The 18,267-nt window shown below is 44.1% G+C and carries 16 protein-coding genes; 7 read left to right on the top strand and 9 right to left on the bottom strand.

Going from position 1 to position 18,267, the window contains the following annotated elements; genetic code table 11:
- Positions 1-403 precede the first annotated feature (403 nt).
- Positions 404-1,420 (top strand): type I glyceraldehyde-3-phosphate dehydrogenase, encoded by a 1,017-nt coding sequence (gene gap, locus F6K38_RS14590; RefSeq protein ID WP_287251343.1) that lies wholly within the window; start codon positions 404-406, stop codon positions 1,418-1,420.
- 240 nt (positions 1,421-1,660) lie between these two features.
- Here the strand turns inward: gap and F6K38_RS14585 are convergent, their stop codons facing one another.
- Positions 1,661-3,268, bottom strand: a complete 1,608-nt coding sequence (locus F6K38_RS14585; RefSeq protein ID WP_287356819.1) for a hypothetical protein — start codon at positions 3,266-3,268, stop codon at positions 1,661-1,663.
- Positions 3,269-3,739: 471 nt separating this feature from the next.
- Positions 3,740-5,617 (bottom strand): DUF3370 family protein, encoded by a 1,878-nt coding sequence (locus tag F6K38_RS14580; RefSeq protein WP_287356817.1) that lies wholly within the window; start codon positions 5,615-5,617, stop codon positions 3,740-3,742.
- A 201-nt stretch (positions 5,618-5,818) separates the two neighbouring features.
- On the opposite strand from F6K38_RS14580, the gene era reads away from it, so the two are divergent.
- Entirely contained in the window at positions 5,819-6,835 is a 1,017-nt protein-coding gene (era, locus tag F6K38_RS14575) for a GTPase Era (RefSeq protein WP_008177814.1), read from the top strand.
- 120 nt (positions 6,836-6,955) lie between these two features.
- Here the strand turns inward: era and F6K38_RS14570 are convergent, their stop codons facing one another.
- Both F6K38_RS14570 and gyrA read right to left on the bottom strand, forming a co-directional pair.
- Entirely contained in the window at positions 6,956-7,522 is a 567-nt protein-coding gene (locus F6K38_RS14570) for a Uma2 family endonuclease (protein WP_008177811.1), read from the bottom strand.
- Between the two features lie 109 nt (positions 7,523-7,631).
- On the bottom strand, positions 7,632-10,247 hold the full coding sequence (gene gyrA / locus F6K38_RS14565; protein ID WP_044491792.1) for a DNA gyrase subunit A: 2,616 nt from the start codon (positions 10,245-10,247) through the stop codon (positions 7,632-7,634).
- A gap of 341 nt (positions 10,248-10,588) precedes the next feature.
- Here gyrA and F6K38_RS14560 point away from each other — a divergent pair, with 341 nt between their 5' ends.
- Together F6K38_RS14560 and F6K38_RS14555 are read left to right on the top strand one after the other, a co-directional pair.
- The gene (locus F6K38_RS14560; RefSeq protein ID WP_008177807.1) at positions 10,589-10,729 is read left to right on the top strand and encodes a hypothetical protein; all 141 of its coding nucleotides are present in this window, start codon (positions 10,589-10,591) and stop codon (positions 10,727-10,729) included.
- 76 nt (positions 10,730-10,805) lie between these two features.
- Positions 10,806-11,723 carry a histone deacetylase family protein gene (locus F6K38_RS14555; protein WP_008177803.1) on the top strand — a complete coding sequence of 306 codons (918 nt, stop codon included), beginning with the start codon at positions 10,806-10,808 and terminating at the stop codon, positions 11,721-11,723.
- A 304-nt stretch (positions 11,724-12,027) separates the two neighbouring features.
- Here the strand turns inward: F6K38_RS14555 and petL are convergent, their stop codons facing one another.
- Positions 12,028-12,126 carry a cytochrome b6-f complex subunit PetL gene (gene petL / locus F6K38_RS14550; protein WP_071106406.1) on the bottom strand — a complete coding sequence of 33 codons (99 nt, stop codon included), beginning with the start codon at positions 12,124-12,126 and terminating at the stop codon, positions 12,028-12,030.
- Between the two features lie 124 nt (positions 12,127-12,250).
- On the opposite strand from petL, the gene F6K38_RS14545 reads away from it, so the two are divergent.
- Complete coding sequence (locus F6K38_RS14545; protein ID WP_008177798.1) at positions 12,251-12,958, top strand: hypothetical protein; 708 nt, start codon at positions 12,251-12,253, stop codon at positions 12,956-12,958.
- Between the two features lie 131 nt (positions 12,959-13,089).
- On the opposite strand, the gene F6K38_RS14540 is transcribed toward F6K38_RS14545, so the two are convergent.
- Complete coding sequence (locus F6K38_RS14540) at positions 13,090-13,977, bottom strand: carbohydrate ABC transporter permease (RefSeq protein WP_044491826.1); 888 nt, start codon at positions 13,975-13,977, stop codon at positions 13,090-13,092.
- 55 nt (positions 13,978-14,032) lie between these two features.
- Here F6K38_RS14540 and F6K38_RS14535 point away from each other — a divergent pair, with 55 nt between their 5' ends.
- Both F6K38_RS14535 and F6K38_RS14530 read left to right on the top strand, forming a co-directional pair.
- The gene (locus F6K38_RS14535; RefSeq protein WP_287248805.1) at positions 14,033-14,158 is read left to right on the top strand and encodes a hypothetical protein; all 126 of its coding nucleotides are present in this window, start codon (positions 14,033-14,035) and stop codon (positions 14,156-14,158) included.
- 153 nt (positions 14,159-14,311) lie between these two features.
- Positions 14,312-14,440 (top strand): hypothetical protein, encoded by a 129-nt coding sequence (locus F6K38_RS14530; protein ID WP_267875714.1) that lies wholly within the window; start codon positions 14,312-14,314, stop codon positions 14,438-14,440.
- Between the two features lie 16 nt (positions 14,441-14,456).
- Here F6K38_RS14530 and F6K38_RS14525 read toward each other — a convergent pair whose 3' ends face one another.
- The 3 genes from F6K38_RS14525 to F6K38_RS14515 all read right to left on the bottom strand — a co-directional run bounded on the left by F6K38_RS14525 (position 14,457) and on the right by F6K38_RS14515 (position 17,899).
- Entirely contained in the window at positions 14,457-15,305 is an 849-nt protein-coding gene (locus tag F6K38_RS14525) for a carbohydrate ABC transporter permease (protein ID WP_008177794.1), read from the bottom strand.
- Between the two features lie 212 nt (positions 15,306-15,517).
- Positions 15,518-16,111: a hypothetical protein gene (locus tag F6K38_RS14520; RefSeq protein ID WP_287295442.1), complete on the bottom strand. Its 594-nt coding sequence runs from the start codon at positions 16,109-16,111 to the stop codon at positions 15,518-15,520.
- A 441-nt stretch (positions 16,112-16,552) separates the two neighbouring features.
- Entirely contained in the window at positions 16,553-17,899 is a 1,347-nt protein-coding gene (locus F6K38_RS14515) for an ABC transporter substrate-binding protein (protein ID WP_502708841.1), read from the bottom strand.
- Positions 17,900-18,267 lie beyond the last annotated feature (368 nt).

Below are 18,267 nucleotides of genomic sequence, written 5' to 3'. Positions count from 1 at the left end.
TGACTTCTGACTTCTGACTTGCGCGTAGCGCTATAAATGCTTACCTTCTCTTTTATTTATTTGAAGTTTAACACAGATCAGTGGGAGAGATTGACACCAATTACCACAGTCTTAAATTAAGTTAAAGGATTAACAAATAATGAGTAGAGTGAGCTATAAACAATAGCTTGGATGCCTAGCAAAAATCATTGAGTCACATCTGGTTGCTTTGCAATCCGTTAATGATAGTTTTGATGCTCCCAGCTGTCAACAATAAAGGAAGAATTAATCTTCTCTATTGGATGACATTGTCTTGATGCAGAGCGCGAGTGGGGGTTTCCCCAAGACTAGGCTGCATCGCTGGATCAGGATTCTTAATTATCGACAAACGTAAATTTGTAAACCTCTTAAAGGAGATTTGTCCATGGCAACTGTCAAAGTGGGTATCAATGGATTTGGTCGTATCGGACGACTCGTATTCCGTGCTGCCCTCAACTACCCAGAAATCGAAGTGCTGGGCATTAATGACCTAGTTCCACCACAGACTATCGCCTATTTACTCAAATACGACTCAACCCATGGTCGTTTCAAGGGTACCGTAGAAGCTGAAGCTGATGGAATTGTGGTCAATGGCAAGAAAATCCCCTGTGTCTCAATTAAAAACCCAGAGGAACTGCCTTGGACGAAACTCGGTGTGGAATATGTAGTAGAATCTACAGGTCTATTTACCACCTATGATGGGGCTTCTAAGCATTTAGAAGCGGGAGCGAAGCGGGTGGTAATCTCTGCTCCGACTAAAAACCCTGATTTGGTTCCCACCCTGTTGATGGGTGTCAATCACAATACCTATGACCCGGGTATTGATACTATCGTGTCCAATGCCAGTTGCACAACTAACTGTCTTGCTCCCATTGCTAAAGTGATTAATGACAATTTTGGGCTAGCGGAAGGGTTAATGACTACGGTCCATGCCATGACTGCTACCCAGCCAACGGTAGATGGTCCAAGTAAGAAAGACTTTCGGGGGGGGCGAAGTGCTGCTCAGAACATTATCCCCGCTTCTACGGGTGCGGCCAAAGCTGTCACGCTAGTGTTACCGGAACTGAAAGGTAAACTTACGGGGATGGCATTACGGGTACCAACACCGGATGTATCAGTGGTAGATTTGACCTTCAGGACTCAAAAGGCAACCAGCTACCCAGAGATTTGTGCAGCAATGAAGGCAGCGTCAGTTGGGGCGATGAAAGGAATTTTGGGCTATACAGAGGAGCCAGTGGTGTCCACCGATTTTCAAGGGGACCCTCATTCAAGCATTTTCGATGCTGGAGCGGGAATGGAACTTAATTCTAATTTCTTTAAAGTTGTCTGTTGGTACGACAATGAGTGGGGTTACTCTAACCGCATGATTGACCTGATGTTATCTATGGCAGCTAAAGGTTAGGTCGCCCGTAGCAGCTAGCGCAGGGAAAGGAAAAATCACTAACTACTTTCCCTGACTAGAACCCGGAGAAGGGGAAGAGGCAGAACAGACTCGAAGAGACCGCAAGTTCGGAAAGACCAAACTTTCTGTTATCCCAGAAATAGTAAAGCAGATGCGATTGACCGTAGGTCACGCGGGGCGCGATTGGCCTACGGCCACGCTACGCGAACGCATCTGCTGACTAGGTTTGAAACTAATGAACTATTGGTGATTAAGTAAAGGAAAGTATTTTCCTTGGCGATACTCCCAAGTGATGCCCTCGGGATCCCGAGAGCGACTCCACTGGCTAAAGTTTGGTTCAGTGCGCATCCTCTTGAGTAACCTGTCCCCACAACGGAAGCGATCGCACATCTGTTTGACACTGTAGGGTTTTACTAAAATACCCTGGGATGACCCATTAGTCGTGGGAGTAGTCTCCTCGATCTCAGGTTCAAAGGTGGCTGGTGATTCCTGATTAACCTGATTAAGTAAAGGAAAGTATTTTCCTTGCCGATACTCCCAAGTGATGCCCTCGGGATCCCGAGAGCGACTCCACTGGCTGAAGTTTGGCTCAGTCCGCATCCTCTTGAGTAACCTGTCCCCACAACGGAAGCGATCGCAGATCTCTTTGACACTGTAGGGTTTTACTAAAATACCCTGGGATGACCCATTAGTCGTGGGAGTAATCTCCTCGATCTCAGGTTCAAAGGTGTCTGATGATTCTTGATGAACCTGATTAACCTGATCAACTAAAGGAAAATATTTTCCTTGCCGATACTCCCAAGTGATGCCCTCGGGATCCCGAGAGCGACTCCACTGGCTGAAGTTTGGGTCAGTGCGCATCCTCTTGAGTAACCTGTCCCCGCAACGGAAGCGATCGCAGATCTCTTTGACACTGTAGGGTTTTACTAAAATACCCTGGGATGACCCATTAGTCGTGGGAGTAGTCTCCTCTATTTCAGGTTCAAAGGTGTCTGATGATTCTTGATGAACCTGATTAACCTGATCAACTAAAGGAAAATATTTTCCTTGCCGATACTCCCAAGTGATGCCCTCGGGATCCCGAGAGCGACTCCACTGGCTGAAGTTTGGGTCAGTGCGCATCCTCTTGAGTAACCTGTCCCCGCACCGGAAGCGATCGCACATCTTCTTCACACTGTAGGGTTCTACTAAAATACCCTGGGATGACCCATTAGTGGTGGGAGTAGTCTCATCGATCTCAGGTTCAAAGGTGTCTGATGATTCTTGATGAACCTGATTAACCTGATTAAGTAAAGGAAAATATTTTCCTTGCCGATACTCCCAAGTGATGCCCTCGGGATCCCGAGAGCGACTCCACTGGCTGAAGTTTGGGTCAGTGCGCATCCTCTTGAGTAACCTGTCCCCGCACCGGAAGCGATCGCACATCTTCTTCACACTGTAGGGTTCTACTAAAATTAGCTCTGATGAAGATTTAGCAGGAGTAATCTTCTTTTTAGCAGAGGTAGCTGATGGAAATGCTGTGGTGATCTCGCCAGCTGGTAGAGCTTCGACGATATAATCTGCCAACGGCACCTCCTGGCTGTAAACCCCTTTAGTTGTGTGATACTTGATGATGCTTTCCCCGCTAAACCAATCTAGGGCTGTCCTCACAAAAAGCCACCCAGCTTGGGGGGACTTCTCCAGACATACTGGTGTCTTCTGACCACTGGTAAGATTAACCAAGTTGTGTGTTGGCTTGAACATCCCCTTTTCGGGTATATACAGCTCATCTTGCTGACGTTTCCGCCTCGGACTACATTCGAGACAGTATTTAGGAGGCTTACCAGGATAGCACTCACGAGTAGTCATATGATTGCATTTCGGGCAGAAAAAGGTAACTGGACGGGTATGGATCGTACGAGTATGAGCACGCACGATAAAGGTTTGAGAAGGCATAAGTGATCAACGTATCAATAGTTATCTAGCAACAGTTATCTAGCAACCTGAGTGTGATATAGTTGTTCTGGTGCCGACAGCAATTCTAGGTATATCCCTAGGCAGTACCTGCCGTAACTAGATCATCTCTATCATCTAGAGTCAGCATTTCTGCTTGTTTGATGATCTTAGGCAAAACTTCGTCAGCAATAACTAAACTCCTAAATAGTTAATACTGATCGCTTTTGCTCGCATCAGCTATTTTTGATAAAGTTTAGTATGGTGCTAACGTTACACAATAGCAGATTCATGCTAAATCCGTCAGACTACTAGAATCGAGATTAATATTTGATTGTGCGTACGCGCCATTGCGACCTTGCATTTGTGAGCCGATTTCCAACTCTCCTAACCCTCCAAAGTCCGAACTGTAAGCACCTGGGGTGGTGTCGAATCCGGGGGATAGAGAAAATCCACCTGTAGCTGCCTAACTTCTTCAGGGGCTAAATTCAACGTCACCAATGGATGCCCTGGCTGTCCTCGTCGCTGCACTAAATGCACATAGCGCGTCTGAGCCTTTCGATCATCATCATCATAATTTATTCTGAGTGTACCCCGAAAGAACACGTTTTCAACCCGTGGGTTCAAAAACAGCAGTCGATCAGTACCCCCCTCATCCTTCAATGGCGTTTGCAGCGATACCGTCACCGTTTGGGGTTGATTAGTAGTATTCTTCAATGGTAAAGTTATATTGTATTCTACCCCATAATTACTGTGGGCAAAGTAGGCCGTATCGGGATAGCGCCTTAACATCGGTGCACTTTGAATTTGCCCTGTACTCAGAGTAATCAGATGTAGGGTCCCCAACACATAAGAAAATGCCTGCCCGAGCTGAGGAATACTCAAATAGTTAACATTTGGATTATCTTGAATCAGCACTTGCCATTGAGAACCTTGGGAAACACCAGCCACCCGACCAAACACCGTCGGTTCTTGAGGTGGTTCGAGAGGAGTGGGTATCGGTCCACGGGGTTGAGCTAAGCTACCCGTATCCAGTAGGTTTTGCCATTCTGCTACCGTAGGTTCCCGATAAATCCCATTGCCATCACGAGGGGCTTTCATCGCTAAGTTAGCCAGATACACCATCCCATCACTTCGTAACCGCATCATGGTAGAACGACCATTGGAAGCTGGTGATCGTTTAACTGGAATTGGCTGATTCATTAACATCTGGCTTTGTTTTGCCTTCAGCACCAGTTTAGCGGGAAACATTTCTTTGAGAATTCCCCTGAGTACATCATTCATTGTCCGACTGCCAGGACCAGCATAGACTGTACCGTTGGGATTATCTACCATATCCGGCAACGAGATAAACGGTGCATCTGGGGTAGACAGATAACTCGCCCCTTGCAAGACGTCCACTGTAACAGGTGTGTCATTGGGATTATAAACTATCAATCCTTGGTAAAGGGGATGGGTTTCCGCCTGAGTCTCTGCTCTAGCAATATGGTGGCTAAAGATATCAAACCGTCCATTAAAGCCATAGTCAAGGTGGGCAGAAGGAACTTGTTTCCCTTCCGGTGAAAACGTAGACAGCAAAATTCCCTCACTTCTCACTAGTTCTGGACTATTGCTATTAAAGACAGGCACCTGATCCAATTGCCCTGGTAAACTACGAACATCATCAGGATAAACTTCCACTCCAGCAATATACTGAGGTGGAACAGCATAGATGTTTAACGCCCGACACAGCAAAGCCGCTACTTCACCACGGGTAGCACTCTGATTTGGTTTGACCTGTTTGATATTGGGATAGTTAACCACAATAGTATTAATTGCTGCGGATGCGATCGCATTTTTAGCATACTGGGGAATCTGGGTAGCATCAGTAAAATACCGTCTGATAGTTCCATCGGGATCTGACGGGATAGGGAAATTCTTTGCTCCTGCTAAAACTGCGATCGCTTGCACTCGAGAAATGGACTCATTGGGTTTAAATCGTCTGCCAGGATAGCCCGAAAAAAATCTTCGCTTGTAGGCATCTTGAATCACATTTTTGGCCCAATGATTACTAGGTACGTCCTTAAAACGAATACCACCCCGCTGAATCGGTGCTGAGGGAAAGGCATTCAGCATTAAGACGGCAAACTCAGCGCGGGTAATTCTAGAATTAGGACGAAATTTACCATCCGGGTAACCACTGACCAACTTACGATCCCGCAGTTGGTTGATACAATCTCTCGCCCAATGATTTTCCAGGTCAGGGAAAGTAGCGGTATTGGTCATAAGTAGTATGTAGTCTAAACTGCTTGAGTGTGGGTAACTAACTTGGAATTTTTTACTTCAAGCCCACGATCAGTTCTATTTATGATATTGTTGGTCAATTAACCGGGGTGTTATCCCCTGTAACAACATACTCAACATAGTCCTTATCTATGTTGCTAACATAAATTTCATAATAAAACAATAAAAACTACGATTGGTTCAATGACTGACAATTCTAAAATCCAAGACCAAGATGATTCGACCATAGACTCTTCCCAAGATAACCTAGAGGAAAAAGTTATCAAGCCATCAGTTCTAGGAACTATTCCGGTTGCTCCAGATGGGTTTAAGTCTGGCTTCGTGGCGATTGTAGGACGTCCGAATGTGGGGAAATCCACACTGATGAATAAACTGGTAGGGCAAAAAATTGCTATCACTTCGCCCGTGGCTCAAACCACCCGAAATCGGCTGCGAGGTATCTTGACCACACCGGAAGCTCAGTTGATTTTTGTGGATACGCCAGGGATTCACAAACCTCATCATCAACTGGGTAAGGTCTTGGTGAAAAATGCCCAAATAGCGATTGAGTTAGTGGATGTGGTGCTGTTGGTGGTGGATAGTACGGTGGAGGCGGGAGGAGGCGATCGCTTTATTGTTGATCTACTGAGCCATACTAAGACACCAGTAATTTTGGGTGTGAACAAATCAGATATACAACCTCGACACAGTAGGGGAGAATCAATCGATGCTAGTTATGCTAAACTAGCTACTGCTCAAGGCTGGGAAGTCGTAAAATTTTCTGCCCTGACAGCTGATCGCTTAGACCTATTGCAGCAGAAATTAATTGAACGCTTAGAACCAGGGCCATATTATTATCCCCCTGACTTCTTAACCGACCAGCCAGAACGGTTTATCATGGGGGAATTGATTCGAGAGCAAATCTTACTCCTAACTCGTGAGGAAGTCCCCCACTCGGTTGCTATTACTATTGATTTAGTAGAGGAGCAACCAAAAATTACCCGTATTTTTGCTACGATCAATGTAGAGAGAGACTCCCAAAAAGGTATTTTAATTGGAAAAAAGGGTAATATGCTCAAACAAATTGGTACTGCGGCTCGTCAACAACTTCAAAAGTTAGTTGCTGGTCAAGTTTACCTGGAATTGTTTGTGAAAGTAAAACCGAAATGGCGACAATCTCGCTTACGGTTATTAGAGTTGGGATATCGGGTTGAGAAGTAATAGTAAGTCTACTATAGCTATAGTATTTTTTGCTATGTAAACTTATGAGTGATAGAAATACAGATAAATTTTAAACTTGGTTCAAGAGCTAATTTTAATACTTAATCATTAACAATTAGTCTAAACTGCAAATACTTGTTCAACTGTCAAAGCTAACTCGGGAAATGTTTGTGATTCAATCTTTTTATTTCCTGTAAATTCTGTCAGATCATAAAACCCATCAACTAAACGCAAAACCGAAACCTTAGACTTAATTGGATCAACAATCCAATATTCAGGCACTTCCCGCACCGCGTATTCAGAACGCTTGTAGCGGTAATCATCTTGGGGATTACCTGCACTAACAATTTCTACTGCTAGTAGTGGTGCTGATTCCAGCACCGCTGATGACATGGAACTGATAGCTTGCCGCTGATTTTCTGAGATAATGACTAAATCAGGAATTCTAGATTTATTCTCAGCTGTGCGAACCCCAAGATTACCAGGCATAACAACCCAATCTAAACTAACCCTCTCAATTTCTCTATCAAATTGCTTGAATAAAAAAAGCATAATCAGGGCATGTAGTCCACTAGCAGGTGGCATAGCAATAAGCTCTCCATTAACAAGCTCATACTTGTAGTCAGTGTCATCATGGTAGGAAAGATAGTCTTCAAATGTGTAAAACTTTTTGGCAGTTTGAATCATTTGAGTTGCCTCCTAGAAAACCGTTTTCTTAGTGTAGTTAAGGTGGGTTTTGTAGACGGTTGACGGTTAACCGTCTACAAAAACCTATTGTAGGTTTATTTCTAGTGGTTTATTTATCTGAATCTACCGACTCTTCCTGGTCTGGGAGTTCCTGGTCTGGGAGTTCCTGCTCTTCGATTTCCTGCTCTTGATCTGAAATGGGAACCAAAGCAACCGCTGCGATCGCATCTTCATCATCTAACTTTTGCACTCTGACCCCAGTTGCCATGCGAGATTGGGGAGAAATAGCATCAACAGCTTGACGAATGATAATCCCTCGACTAGTGACTATCATCAATTCATCCCCTTCATTAACTACCTGTAGGGCTGCCAGTTGGTCTTTGGGTAAACGGAATTTGGTTGAGCGAACTCCCATACCCGCACGGTTTTGTAGCCGGAATTGGGATACCGGTACCCGCTTACCATAGCCTCCCATAGTGACAATTAATACCCAAGGACCTTGAGCTGCTGTTTCCACCATCTCAGAATCACTAAGGTCTTCTGTCTCTTCCTCTGAATCCTCAGCAGCAGCTAGACTAGCGATGATTTGACCGGACAAAATATCCATACCGATTAATTCATCATCACCCTTTAGTTTCATAGCCTTAACTCCTCTGGTCGCACGACCGAGGGGGCGGAGTTGATCATTGTCACACTTGAAGTGAATTGCCATGCCATGACGAGACCCAATTATGATGCTGTCTTCTTCCCTAGCACGAAGTACCCACCGCAACTGGTCTCCTTCCCCGAGGGAAATAGCAATTAATCCATTTGCCCGAATTTTGCTGAAAGCATCTAGAGCAGTTTTCTTGATGTAACCCTTATGAGTTAACATGACTAGATATTCATCATCCGTAAATTCAGATACCGGTACAATAGAAGTAATTTTTTCTTCGTGGGGAATGGGTAACATCTGCACAATCGGTACCCCCCTGGCGGTGCGAGATACAGCCGGGATTTGGTAGGCACGCAGAGAGTACACTACACCGCGATCGCTAAAAAATAAAATGCTATCGTGGTCGCAGCAAGTGAAGAAATGCTCTACCTCATCATCATCTTTGATCCTGGCAGCAGCTTTACCACGAGTTGCCCGAGCTTGAGCTCTAAACTCATCCACAGGCATGCGTTTGATATACCCTTGCTCAGTCAGCAGAATCACAGCTTTTTCATTAGCAATCAGGTCAGTATCATCCAGTTCCCCTTCAACCTGTTGAATTTGTGTGCGGCGTGGTGTGGCAAAGTTCTGTTTCAGTTGCTGGGCTTCAGTTTCAATAATCTCCAGGATGCGACTTCGGCGAGCTAGGATATCCCTTAAATCCGCAATCCGAACTTGTAATTCCTCATGCTCAGCTTGAATCTTTTGGGCTTCCAAAGCAGTCAGACGGCGCAGCTGCATTTGCAAAATAGCATCAGCTTGGGCTTCAGATAGACTAAATTCTGTAACTAATTGTCCTCGTGCTGTAGTCGTATCCGCCGCCCCCCGAATCACCGCAATCACAGCATCTAAGCTATCTAGGGCAATTAGTAACCCTTGCAGTAAATGATCCCGTTCCTCAGCTTTGCGCAATTGATATTGAGTCCGTCGGGTAATGGTTTCAATGCGGAAATCCAGGAAAACGTTTAAGAACTGCTTTATGGTCAGCAACTGGGGTTCATTGCCCACCAGGGCTAGCATATTTGCTCCAAAATTAGTTTGGAGGGGGGTTTGCTTGTAGAGATTATTCAGGACAACTTTGGGATAAGCATCGCGCTTTAGTTCGATTACGATGCGCATGCCATTGCGATCGCTTTCATCCCGAATATCGGAAATGCCATCAATGCGCTTATCATTGACCAATTCAGCAATCTTTTCGATTAAACTTGCCTTATTAGTTTGGTAAGGTAGCTCAGTAATAATAATGGCTTCCTTGTCTGGACGACCTCGTTGCCCAATGGTTTCAATTTCTGCCACACCTCGCATGGTGATAGAACCCCGACCACTGGTGTAAGCATCTTTAATACCCGATGTTCCTAAAATCTGTGCCCCAGTGGGGAAATCTGGACCAGGGATATACCGCCTTAATTCCTTATCAGTGATTTCGGGATTATGGATCACGGCCACTAAGCCATCCACCAACTCTCCCAGGTTATGAGGGGGGATATTGGTTGCCATACCCACAGCAATCCCCGATGAGCCGTTGAGCAGTAATTGGGGAATCCGTGCCGGTAAGACAGTCGGTTCTTGCTGGGAACCGTCAAAGTTATCAACAAAGTCTACAGTTTCTGACTCAATGTCCCGGAGTAGGGCATTGGTAGCGATCGCTTGCAAGCGGCACTCTGTGTAACGCATTGCCGCTGGGGGGTCGTTGTCTACTGAGCCAAAATTTCCATGACCATTAATCAGAGGCGATCGCATGGAGAAATCCTGAGCCATGCGCACCAAAGCGTCATAAACAGCAGTATCCCCATGGGGATGATACTTACCCAACACTTCCCCCACCACACGAGCGCATTTGCGGAACGGACGCTCTGGGCTTAATCCCAGCTCATGCATCGCATAGAGAATCCTTCGGTGTACTGGCTTGAGCCCATCCCTGGCATCTGGTAATGCCCGACCTACTATGACGCTCATGGCGTATTCTAAATAAGACCGGGACATTTCGTTCCGCAAATTTGTCGGGACAATGCGTTCTTGGGATGTACTCATAGTTGGACAAACTCCCTTATTATCGAGGATTTTGCTAAAAAAATCGGTTAAAATCTCTCAAAAGAGGCTTTTAACACCTTTATTTTCCAAATTTGGCTGGTTATTTTTAAATTTTAACACAAAATCTCGACTATAGCCGGTAACAGAACCACGGGCAAGCCTTAGACAATGAGCAGATTCGCGCTTCTTGTGCAAAAATTATGGGAAAAAGACCGAAAATTTCCTAGGGCAGCTTAGGACATTCACCTCTTCTTGCTGATGTTGACTGGCGGTCTATACCACCAGATTGTTTTCCTTCCCTGACTAAACCTCAGAAGTTCCCAACAACTAAGGAGTTTTTGATGAAACTATCCTATGTTTTGATCGGCTTAGCTATTTTTGCCTTCATTTTGAGACCAGATTTAATCCCTGCCAGCCTCGCTCTAGCTCTGATCGCTTTTGGTGTCGTGTTTGGTCTGTTTAGGGATCACCTGATGAAATAATCGGAAAGGTTAATCTATTCACAAGTACCTTGCTCTAAAACGTTTTTCCATAATTTTGGCTGAATCGTGCTATAATATGTTCCCTGTCATTTACTCCGATGAGTTTCTTGAACACGATAACGGTCGGTTTCACCCAGAACGACCAGAACGTTTAACGGCGATTGTGAATGCCATCAAAGCTGCACCTTGGGCTGACCAAATTAAGTGGCAGTTACCGACAGCGGTGGAAACTCGTCGAGTGATGCCTCTAGTACAACAAATTCATAGCCAGCGCTACATTGAGACAGTTGAAAAAATTGCTAGGAGTAATGGTGGCAGGTTAGATGCGGACACAGGGATATCCCCCCGCAGTTACGATGTTGCCCTACTCGCCGTTAGTGCTTGGCTAGATGCGGTAGATCAAGTCCTCACTACCAATAATTCAGCCTTTGTTCTAGCCCGTCCCCCTGGTCATCATGCTGAACGTCAGAGAGGGATGGGGTTTTGCTTATTTTCCAATGCTGCGATCGCAGCTTACTACGCCTTAGAGCAATCGGAAGTCGAACGGGTTGCCATCTTAGACTGGGATGTCCATCACGGCAATGGCACTCAAGATGTTGTGGAACGAGATGCTCGCATTGCCTACATCTCCCTTCATCAATCCCCTTGCTATCCTGGTACAGGCCAAGCCAGTGAACAGGGGTTTCACAATAATGTCCTCAATCTTCCCATGGCACCAGGCAGCACGTTAGCAGATTACCAGCCTATGTTTGAACAGAAAGTGATGCCATTTTTAACCAAATTTCAGCCAGATTTATTGATTGTCAGTGCTGGTTATGATGCTAATGCCGCAGATCCTTTGGCAAATATTGCCTTGCAGCCAGATGATTATGGGCTATTTACGAACTATTGTCTGCAACTAACTCGTCGGATTGTTTTTGGTTTAGAGGGGGGGTATGAACTCACTGCTCTAGCTCAGTCGGTGCTAGCAACAATTGAAGCTTGTTTGACTTAGAGAGTTGATCTGGGTAAGTATAGCTAGGTGTAAGTATAGCTGGTTAACTGTAAGCATTCAGCTATCAGCGTGTCGCGTATCAGCTTATGGGTTAGGTGGTCCCAACGTCGAAGCCTGTGTCACTAGGCTACTTTTTGCGCAGGGTGCGCGTAGCGCAGTACTTTTGAATAAAATAAGCTGACCACTGACCGCTGACTGCTGAATGCTTACGGTTAACTATAGCGCTACAGTATGCGGCTATACTCAAAACAATTAAATGTTTCAACCCGCCATACTGCTTTAATTGTTTTGGAAACAAGAGTAGTTAGATCAACTTAACTGCTCTAAGTCCAAAAAATAGAGTCAGAGCCACAACAGTGGCACCAGCTAGAATTACAAAGTAAGCGATTGCTCCAGAGATCATATTATTCTCCCAAAAATTGACTATTATAATAATATTACCTAATTTTACCTGATCTTGAGTCTTATTCCTCAGAGCAATAGTCAACCGTCAATAGTCAACCGTCAATAGTCAACGGTGAACAAACATGGAAGACAATAAATTTTTTCGTTTTGTGTGGCGCTTTAATGCCATTGTTATTATGGCTACTGGATTGCTAGCAATAGCAGTTTTAGCTTTTGCTGCTATCGAGATAGTCAAAAGCACTACGAGAGAGCGCCAGGGGATTAACATTGTTAATGTTAATGACGATAGCTCAAGCTCTCAAGAGTGGGAGCTGGGTAATCTCAGGGAGGTTGATGGCACAACCTATCTAATGGTGCCGCTTTACTCAGACCAATCTTATACCCAATCCTATTATAGCAAATCGACACGCTCAACTATAAACTATTTGTTTTTGGATAGTGAAACAGGGAAAAGCAAATGGATCTTTGCTAATAATGACTATCTAATTACTAGCGATAGCTTCATTTCAGAAACTAATGATAGAGCTAATAACAGGGTTGAATCTAAACCAGTTATAGCAGTTTTATACCACCTTATTAAACAAGATACCAATGGTGATGGAAGATTAACAAACAATGATATGCTCACAATAGCATTTACCCATTACAATGGTAATGACTATCAGGAAGTAGTAAGTGGAGTAGATAGATTTTTGGGTTACAAGGTTCTAAACGCAAATAGCCTATTAATTTTGTACCAGCGGGATGCTATTGCCTATTCAGCAAAGGTTTCTTTAGATAATTTCGCTCTCTCCAATGAAACAGAATTACCTAAAGTAGGTCAGCCCTGAATCTCACCCTCGATAAACTGAATCCTACTCCCTACTCCCTACTCCCTACTCCCTACTCCCAGCTGTTGAAGCTCCCTAAAACCCAGGACGAAAGTACCTCTCCCAATTAAGAACTGCTATAGATAAGAGTTTCAACCCTTAACCGAACCGGCTAAAATCCCCCGCACAAAGTACCGCTGTAGAACAAAAAACACAATCAGTGGTACAATCATGGTGATAAATGCACCAGAGGTAAGAAGATGCCACTGCTGCCCACGATAACCTACTATATTTGTTAATCGGATCGTTAACGGGGCAACGTCTGGTGTAACTCCGAGATAGACTAAAGCAACTAGCAAGTCATTCCATACCCAGAGAAATTGAAACACGGCAAATGATGCGATCGCAGGCATGGATAGAGGCACAATCAGCTGGGTAACTATGGTCAGATGAGACGCACCATCCACTGCTGCTGCTTCGATTAACTCCTGAGGCAAACTAGCAATATAATTACGCAATAAATAAATTCCTAAGGGCAAACCATAGCCTGTGTGGGCTAACCAAATACCTAATAATGTACCGGAAAGTCCTAGATATCCGTAGACTCGCAATACCGGAATCAGAGTCATCTGTAACGGGACTACCAGCAAACCAACTACTACCATAAACAGGACTTGGCGACCAGGAAATTTCATCCAAGCAAACCCATAGGCAGCAAAAGTAGCGATCACAATCGGAATGACTGTAGCGGGAATCGAGATAACCAGACTATTGAGAAATGCCTGTCCCATCCCTTCGGAGGTAATCACATCAATATAGTTACCGAGGTGGTATTGGGTGAAATTGAAGGGGTGTTGGAAGACTGACCACCAACCGGTTTTGAGCACATCATCTCGGTAGCGTAGGGAACTAATGAACAAGCCAACAGTGGGTAGAGTCCAGATCAAAGAGATGATAATCAGGGTCAGATGAATCGGGATTTTCCAGAAGAATTGCTGTAGATGTTGGGATTTTGCTACAAAGAGCGGTTTTGGTACCATAGCTGGGTTAAAGTCATGTCTGGAATAGTCGATTTTTTTCCAAGATAAGCGCTTTGTGCAACCAATCCCACAACAGCAGTGGTTAAACAAGTGGGCAAAACAACTGGGCAAAACAACTGGGCAAAACAACTGGGCAAGATGCGATCGCATCACCCCAAGCCTGATAGAATTTCAACCATAGCTAGAACAGTTGCTTAACTCGGTGACGCCATCAGAATCAAATTTTAACTTTAATCTGAATACTATAGCATTTCTAAATCAATTAGAAATAATAAATCATAATTACCGTTTTTGACCTTAACCAAAATCCTTCTATGTCTTGATGCAGTCGCGAATGGGGGAAATCCCCTTTGGCCTCACTGGCTCACCTGTTCCCTTGCTGCATCGCTACTTGATTAACTCTTGCCTCTTGCCTCTTGCCTCTTGCCTTTCCCAAGCGGGAGTATGTTCACAATTCAAATAATAATTATATATTACTATCAACGGCTGTTCTCCTGCTCTCGAAATCGACGGATATTGCTAATCATAACTGGAATAATAACTAGTAATAAAATAACTGCGATCGCACTACCTCGTCCAAAGTTCCGATAATTGAACATTTCCTTAATCATACGAGACGCAATCACTTCCGTATTTTGATTACCACCGGTCATCACCCAGACAATATCAAAGACTTTCAGCACCGCTATTACTACAGTAGTCACAACCACAGCAATAGTCCCTCGTATCATCGGAATAGTAATTGTCCAGAAGATTTGCCACTCACTAGCTCCATCTATCCGTGCAGCTTCGATAATATCTTTGGGGATACCTTTGATTGCAGCAGAGAGCAAAATCAAGCAAAACCCTGTCTGCAACCAAATCATAATCACAATCAGAGCATAATTATTAAGTTCGCGCTCCACTAACCAACCTACAGGCTCAAATCCTAAACGGGTAATAATGCCATTGAGTAAGCCAATTTGTTCTGATCCAGCTGGACGAAAAGCATAGATAAATCGCCAAATCACGCTAGCCCCCACAAAGGAAATTGCCATGGGCATAAAGATTATGGACTTGGCTACCGGTTCATAGCGTACCCGATCCACCAGCACCGCAATAATTAAACCCAATCCTACACTAAACCCTGTTACCAATACCAACCAAAGGACATTGTTACGAAAAGCGATTAGCATAGTAGGGTTGGTAAAGGCAAAGATGTAATTGTCCAGTCCCACAAAATTTTGCGATCGCTTATCCAAGAAGCTGATATAGATAGTATTGAGGGTGGGCAGAATCAGGTAAGCGGTTAGTAATGCTAAAGCAGGGGCTAAGTATACCCAAGCCATAAAATGCTTTCGCGTAGCGTGACCGTTCGCGTAGCGTGGCCTTTTGGCCAAGGTCAATCGCGTTTTATTGGGTAGCTGATTTACCAAGCCATTCATGCCATATAACAAAGCCATCACCCCAGCACAGCCTATGACAACGGCGAGAATGAAAGTAACAATTTTGAACAATACCATCCTTCATTGCCTCATCACTTCATCACCTGATCACTTGATCACTTGATCACCTCATATATATCTCTCACCGAATCCCGTTTCTTGCCATGGTCTAATTTATAAAATTTATAATTTTTTTGCCACCGTTCCAGTTCATAGATAGATATTGATTTAGCGATAATGTCAGTGCTCCTTGCACGATCACCTACTTGTGGATCGGTTGTAAATACTCCACAATTAATTTGGTTAGTTGATATATTCCAATAATCCCTCAATTTGTATTTCCAATCAATGACTTGTTCCACTACCTTATTTCTATGCTTATTTCTTCTAGTTCTTTCGTGTTTTACTGTTGCTTCAGTATCAATATATTTTGTTTCAATTAAAAATATTTTTTTGTTTTTACTAAGATAAACAAAATCCACTTTGCCTAAATTTGTATAGTCTTGGATTAGAGCCTTTTCAAACAGGATGAGCTGACTACAGGTTGGAAATAATGAGTTTATATTGAAAAATAGATATGCCTGTAATAGAAGTTCCTTATCATAGGGAAAACCAATAACCCCTATAAAAAAACGTCTCATATCTTCTTCACTTTGTGGCTGTTCACCTTGGCAATAGGAAACAAATTTATCAATCTGACTAGTATCCATAGCTTATTTCTTATTTAAACTTGAGTTTGGCCTAAAGGGGGAATCCTAAACTTACGGTGTTCCTCAATTATGGAAGATCCAAAGGTAATCGGTAATCGGTAATCGGTAACTGCTCCAACTATACAGTACCCAAATATTCAGCAACGCCAAATTTATAGTAGTCACTGACATCCTACTATATCCTTCCTGCTTACACCCCAAGGGATTGCCGTTACAGCGGAGCGAAGCGCAAGTGCTGATATTGTACTCAGATATTTAATCGTAATTAATGCCTAAACGGCACTATTGTCCCTTTCGCTAAATGGTTGCGAATAACTGACTTAATTTGATTTCAGTATCTTATAGTTACAGATTTCCCAGGCAATTCTGCTAAAGTAACATTAGAAGGCGATTTTAAATAAATATTTTTTTTGACAATGACTAATCCCTAATTCCTCATACTTAATCTGGCCAACTTTCCTCAATAGTTTTCAGAACTGTATCCACATCTGTCCCACCAATATAATCAACAATGCCACTCCAGAATGTCCCGGTACCCACGGCTCCTGGCATCATATCCGAACCATCGAAGCGCACCATATCCGCATTGGCTAAGATTTCCGCTTGACGTTTAAGAATGTGATTGGGGTAAGCATCCAAACTAACCTGTTTATGGGGTGAAACATAATCTCCCTGACTTGCCCAGATAGTATGGGGTTGGGCAGTTGATAAATACTCCATCAACTTCCGTGCTTCTGGAGTATCCTTAAACATAGCAGTCGCAATACCAGACACTAACACTGGCACTCCCAATTCCTGTTTAATACCCGGTAACAGAAAGATACTCACATCCTTATCTAGGGCTACATCTTTAGGTAAGAAGCTAGTAATAAAGCTAGCTTGGCGATGCAGATAGCAAACTGGGGGGTTATCAAATAAGGGTGTGGCTGCGTCACCAAATGGAGTGCTAATAATACCAACACTACCACCAAACACATACTTAGGATTAAGGGCAATGTTGCCAAACTGCTCAAAAGCATTCTTAACCGCTGGGTGATTAAAGGGAATGTTGTGAGCAACCCACTGGTCATACACTTCCCCACCAACCGTGCGCAACATAATATCCTCAATCCAGTCGGTACCAACCCATCCTGTAGCCGCACCGCTTTCTATTCCGATGCACCAAGGGACACCGCCATCTGCCACAATCTGATCGGACAGTGCCATCATTTCATTCCAGGTGTTAGGGATTTTGTAACCAGCTGCCTTAAACGCAGCTCGATTGTACCAAACTAAGCTTTTGACCGCCGCCCTAATCCACACCCCGTATACTTTACTATCGACAGTTGCCAAATCTAGCCAGTTTTGAGAATAAGCAGCAGATAACTGGGATTTGTCCATGAAGGTATCTAGAGGGACCAGTTGACCTTCCCTAGCAAAGTCAGCCATCAAACCCGGTTGAGGGAACATGGCAAGATCGGGAGCATTTCCAGATTCCACCAACACAGGTAGGAGGGTGGCGAAATCACTACTGGCTTCATACACCACCTTGATACCCGTTTCTTTAGTGAAGGGTTCTAGTATCTGTTCGATGATTTGCTCCCCTTCCCCTGTCATTACTCCCAGGATAGTAACCGTATTGCTTTTACTTTCTCTACCTTTGGGGGCACAGGCGACTAAAACTAAAGATAAACCTAGAAATACAGTAGTAAATACCGTGTTAGGAGCCGGTTTAGTTCTAAATTTCGCCAAAAATTCTCCTATCTGTTCGACAAAACCTATCTTGATCCAGAATTTGGGTCTGAACATCTTTCAATTATGAGCCTTAGCAAATAATGACACTCATACTGTGAGTACAATTCCGTTCTAAGATAACCCCACTCAATGACTTGAGCAACAACTTAGGGAGGGGAAGCTTGAGAAATCAGAATACACAGATGAAAGACTCTATGTTTGAAAGGCAGGCTTGATCAACGTAACCCTTCAGCCTACTAGGTGGTGGGTTACGGGACCGACTGTCCCAACACTGGCTACCAAGAAAATCAGGGCTCGCCCTTGGGTGGTGGGTTACGGGGCGGGCTGTCGCAACACTGGCTACGAGGTTGAAGATGAGGGCAAGCCCGCCCCTAATATCAAGTCTGGTTGAATACCCATCAATTTTGGGGCCCGGGCGCGGG

This window comes from Moorena sp. SIO3B2, assembly GCF_010692525.1.
In the GTDB taxonomy this organism is placed as follows: domain Bacteria; phylum Cyanobacteriota; class Cyanobacteriia; order Cyanobacteriales; family Coleofasciculaceae; genus Moorena; species Moorena producens.
Note: the sequence above shows the minus strand (reverse complement) of the source record. Positions and strands in the feature narration are given on the sequence as shown.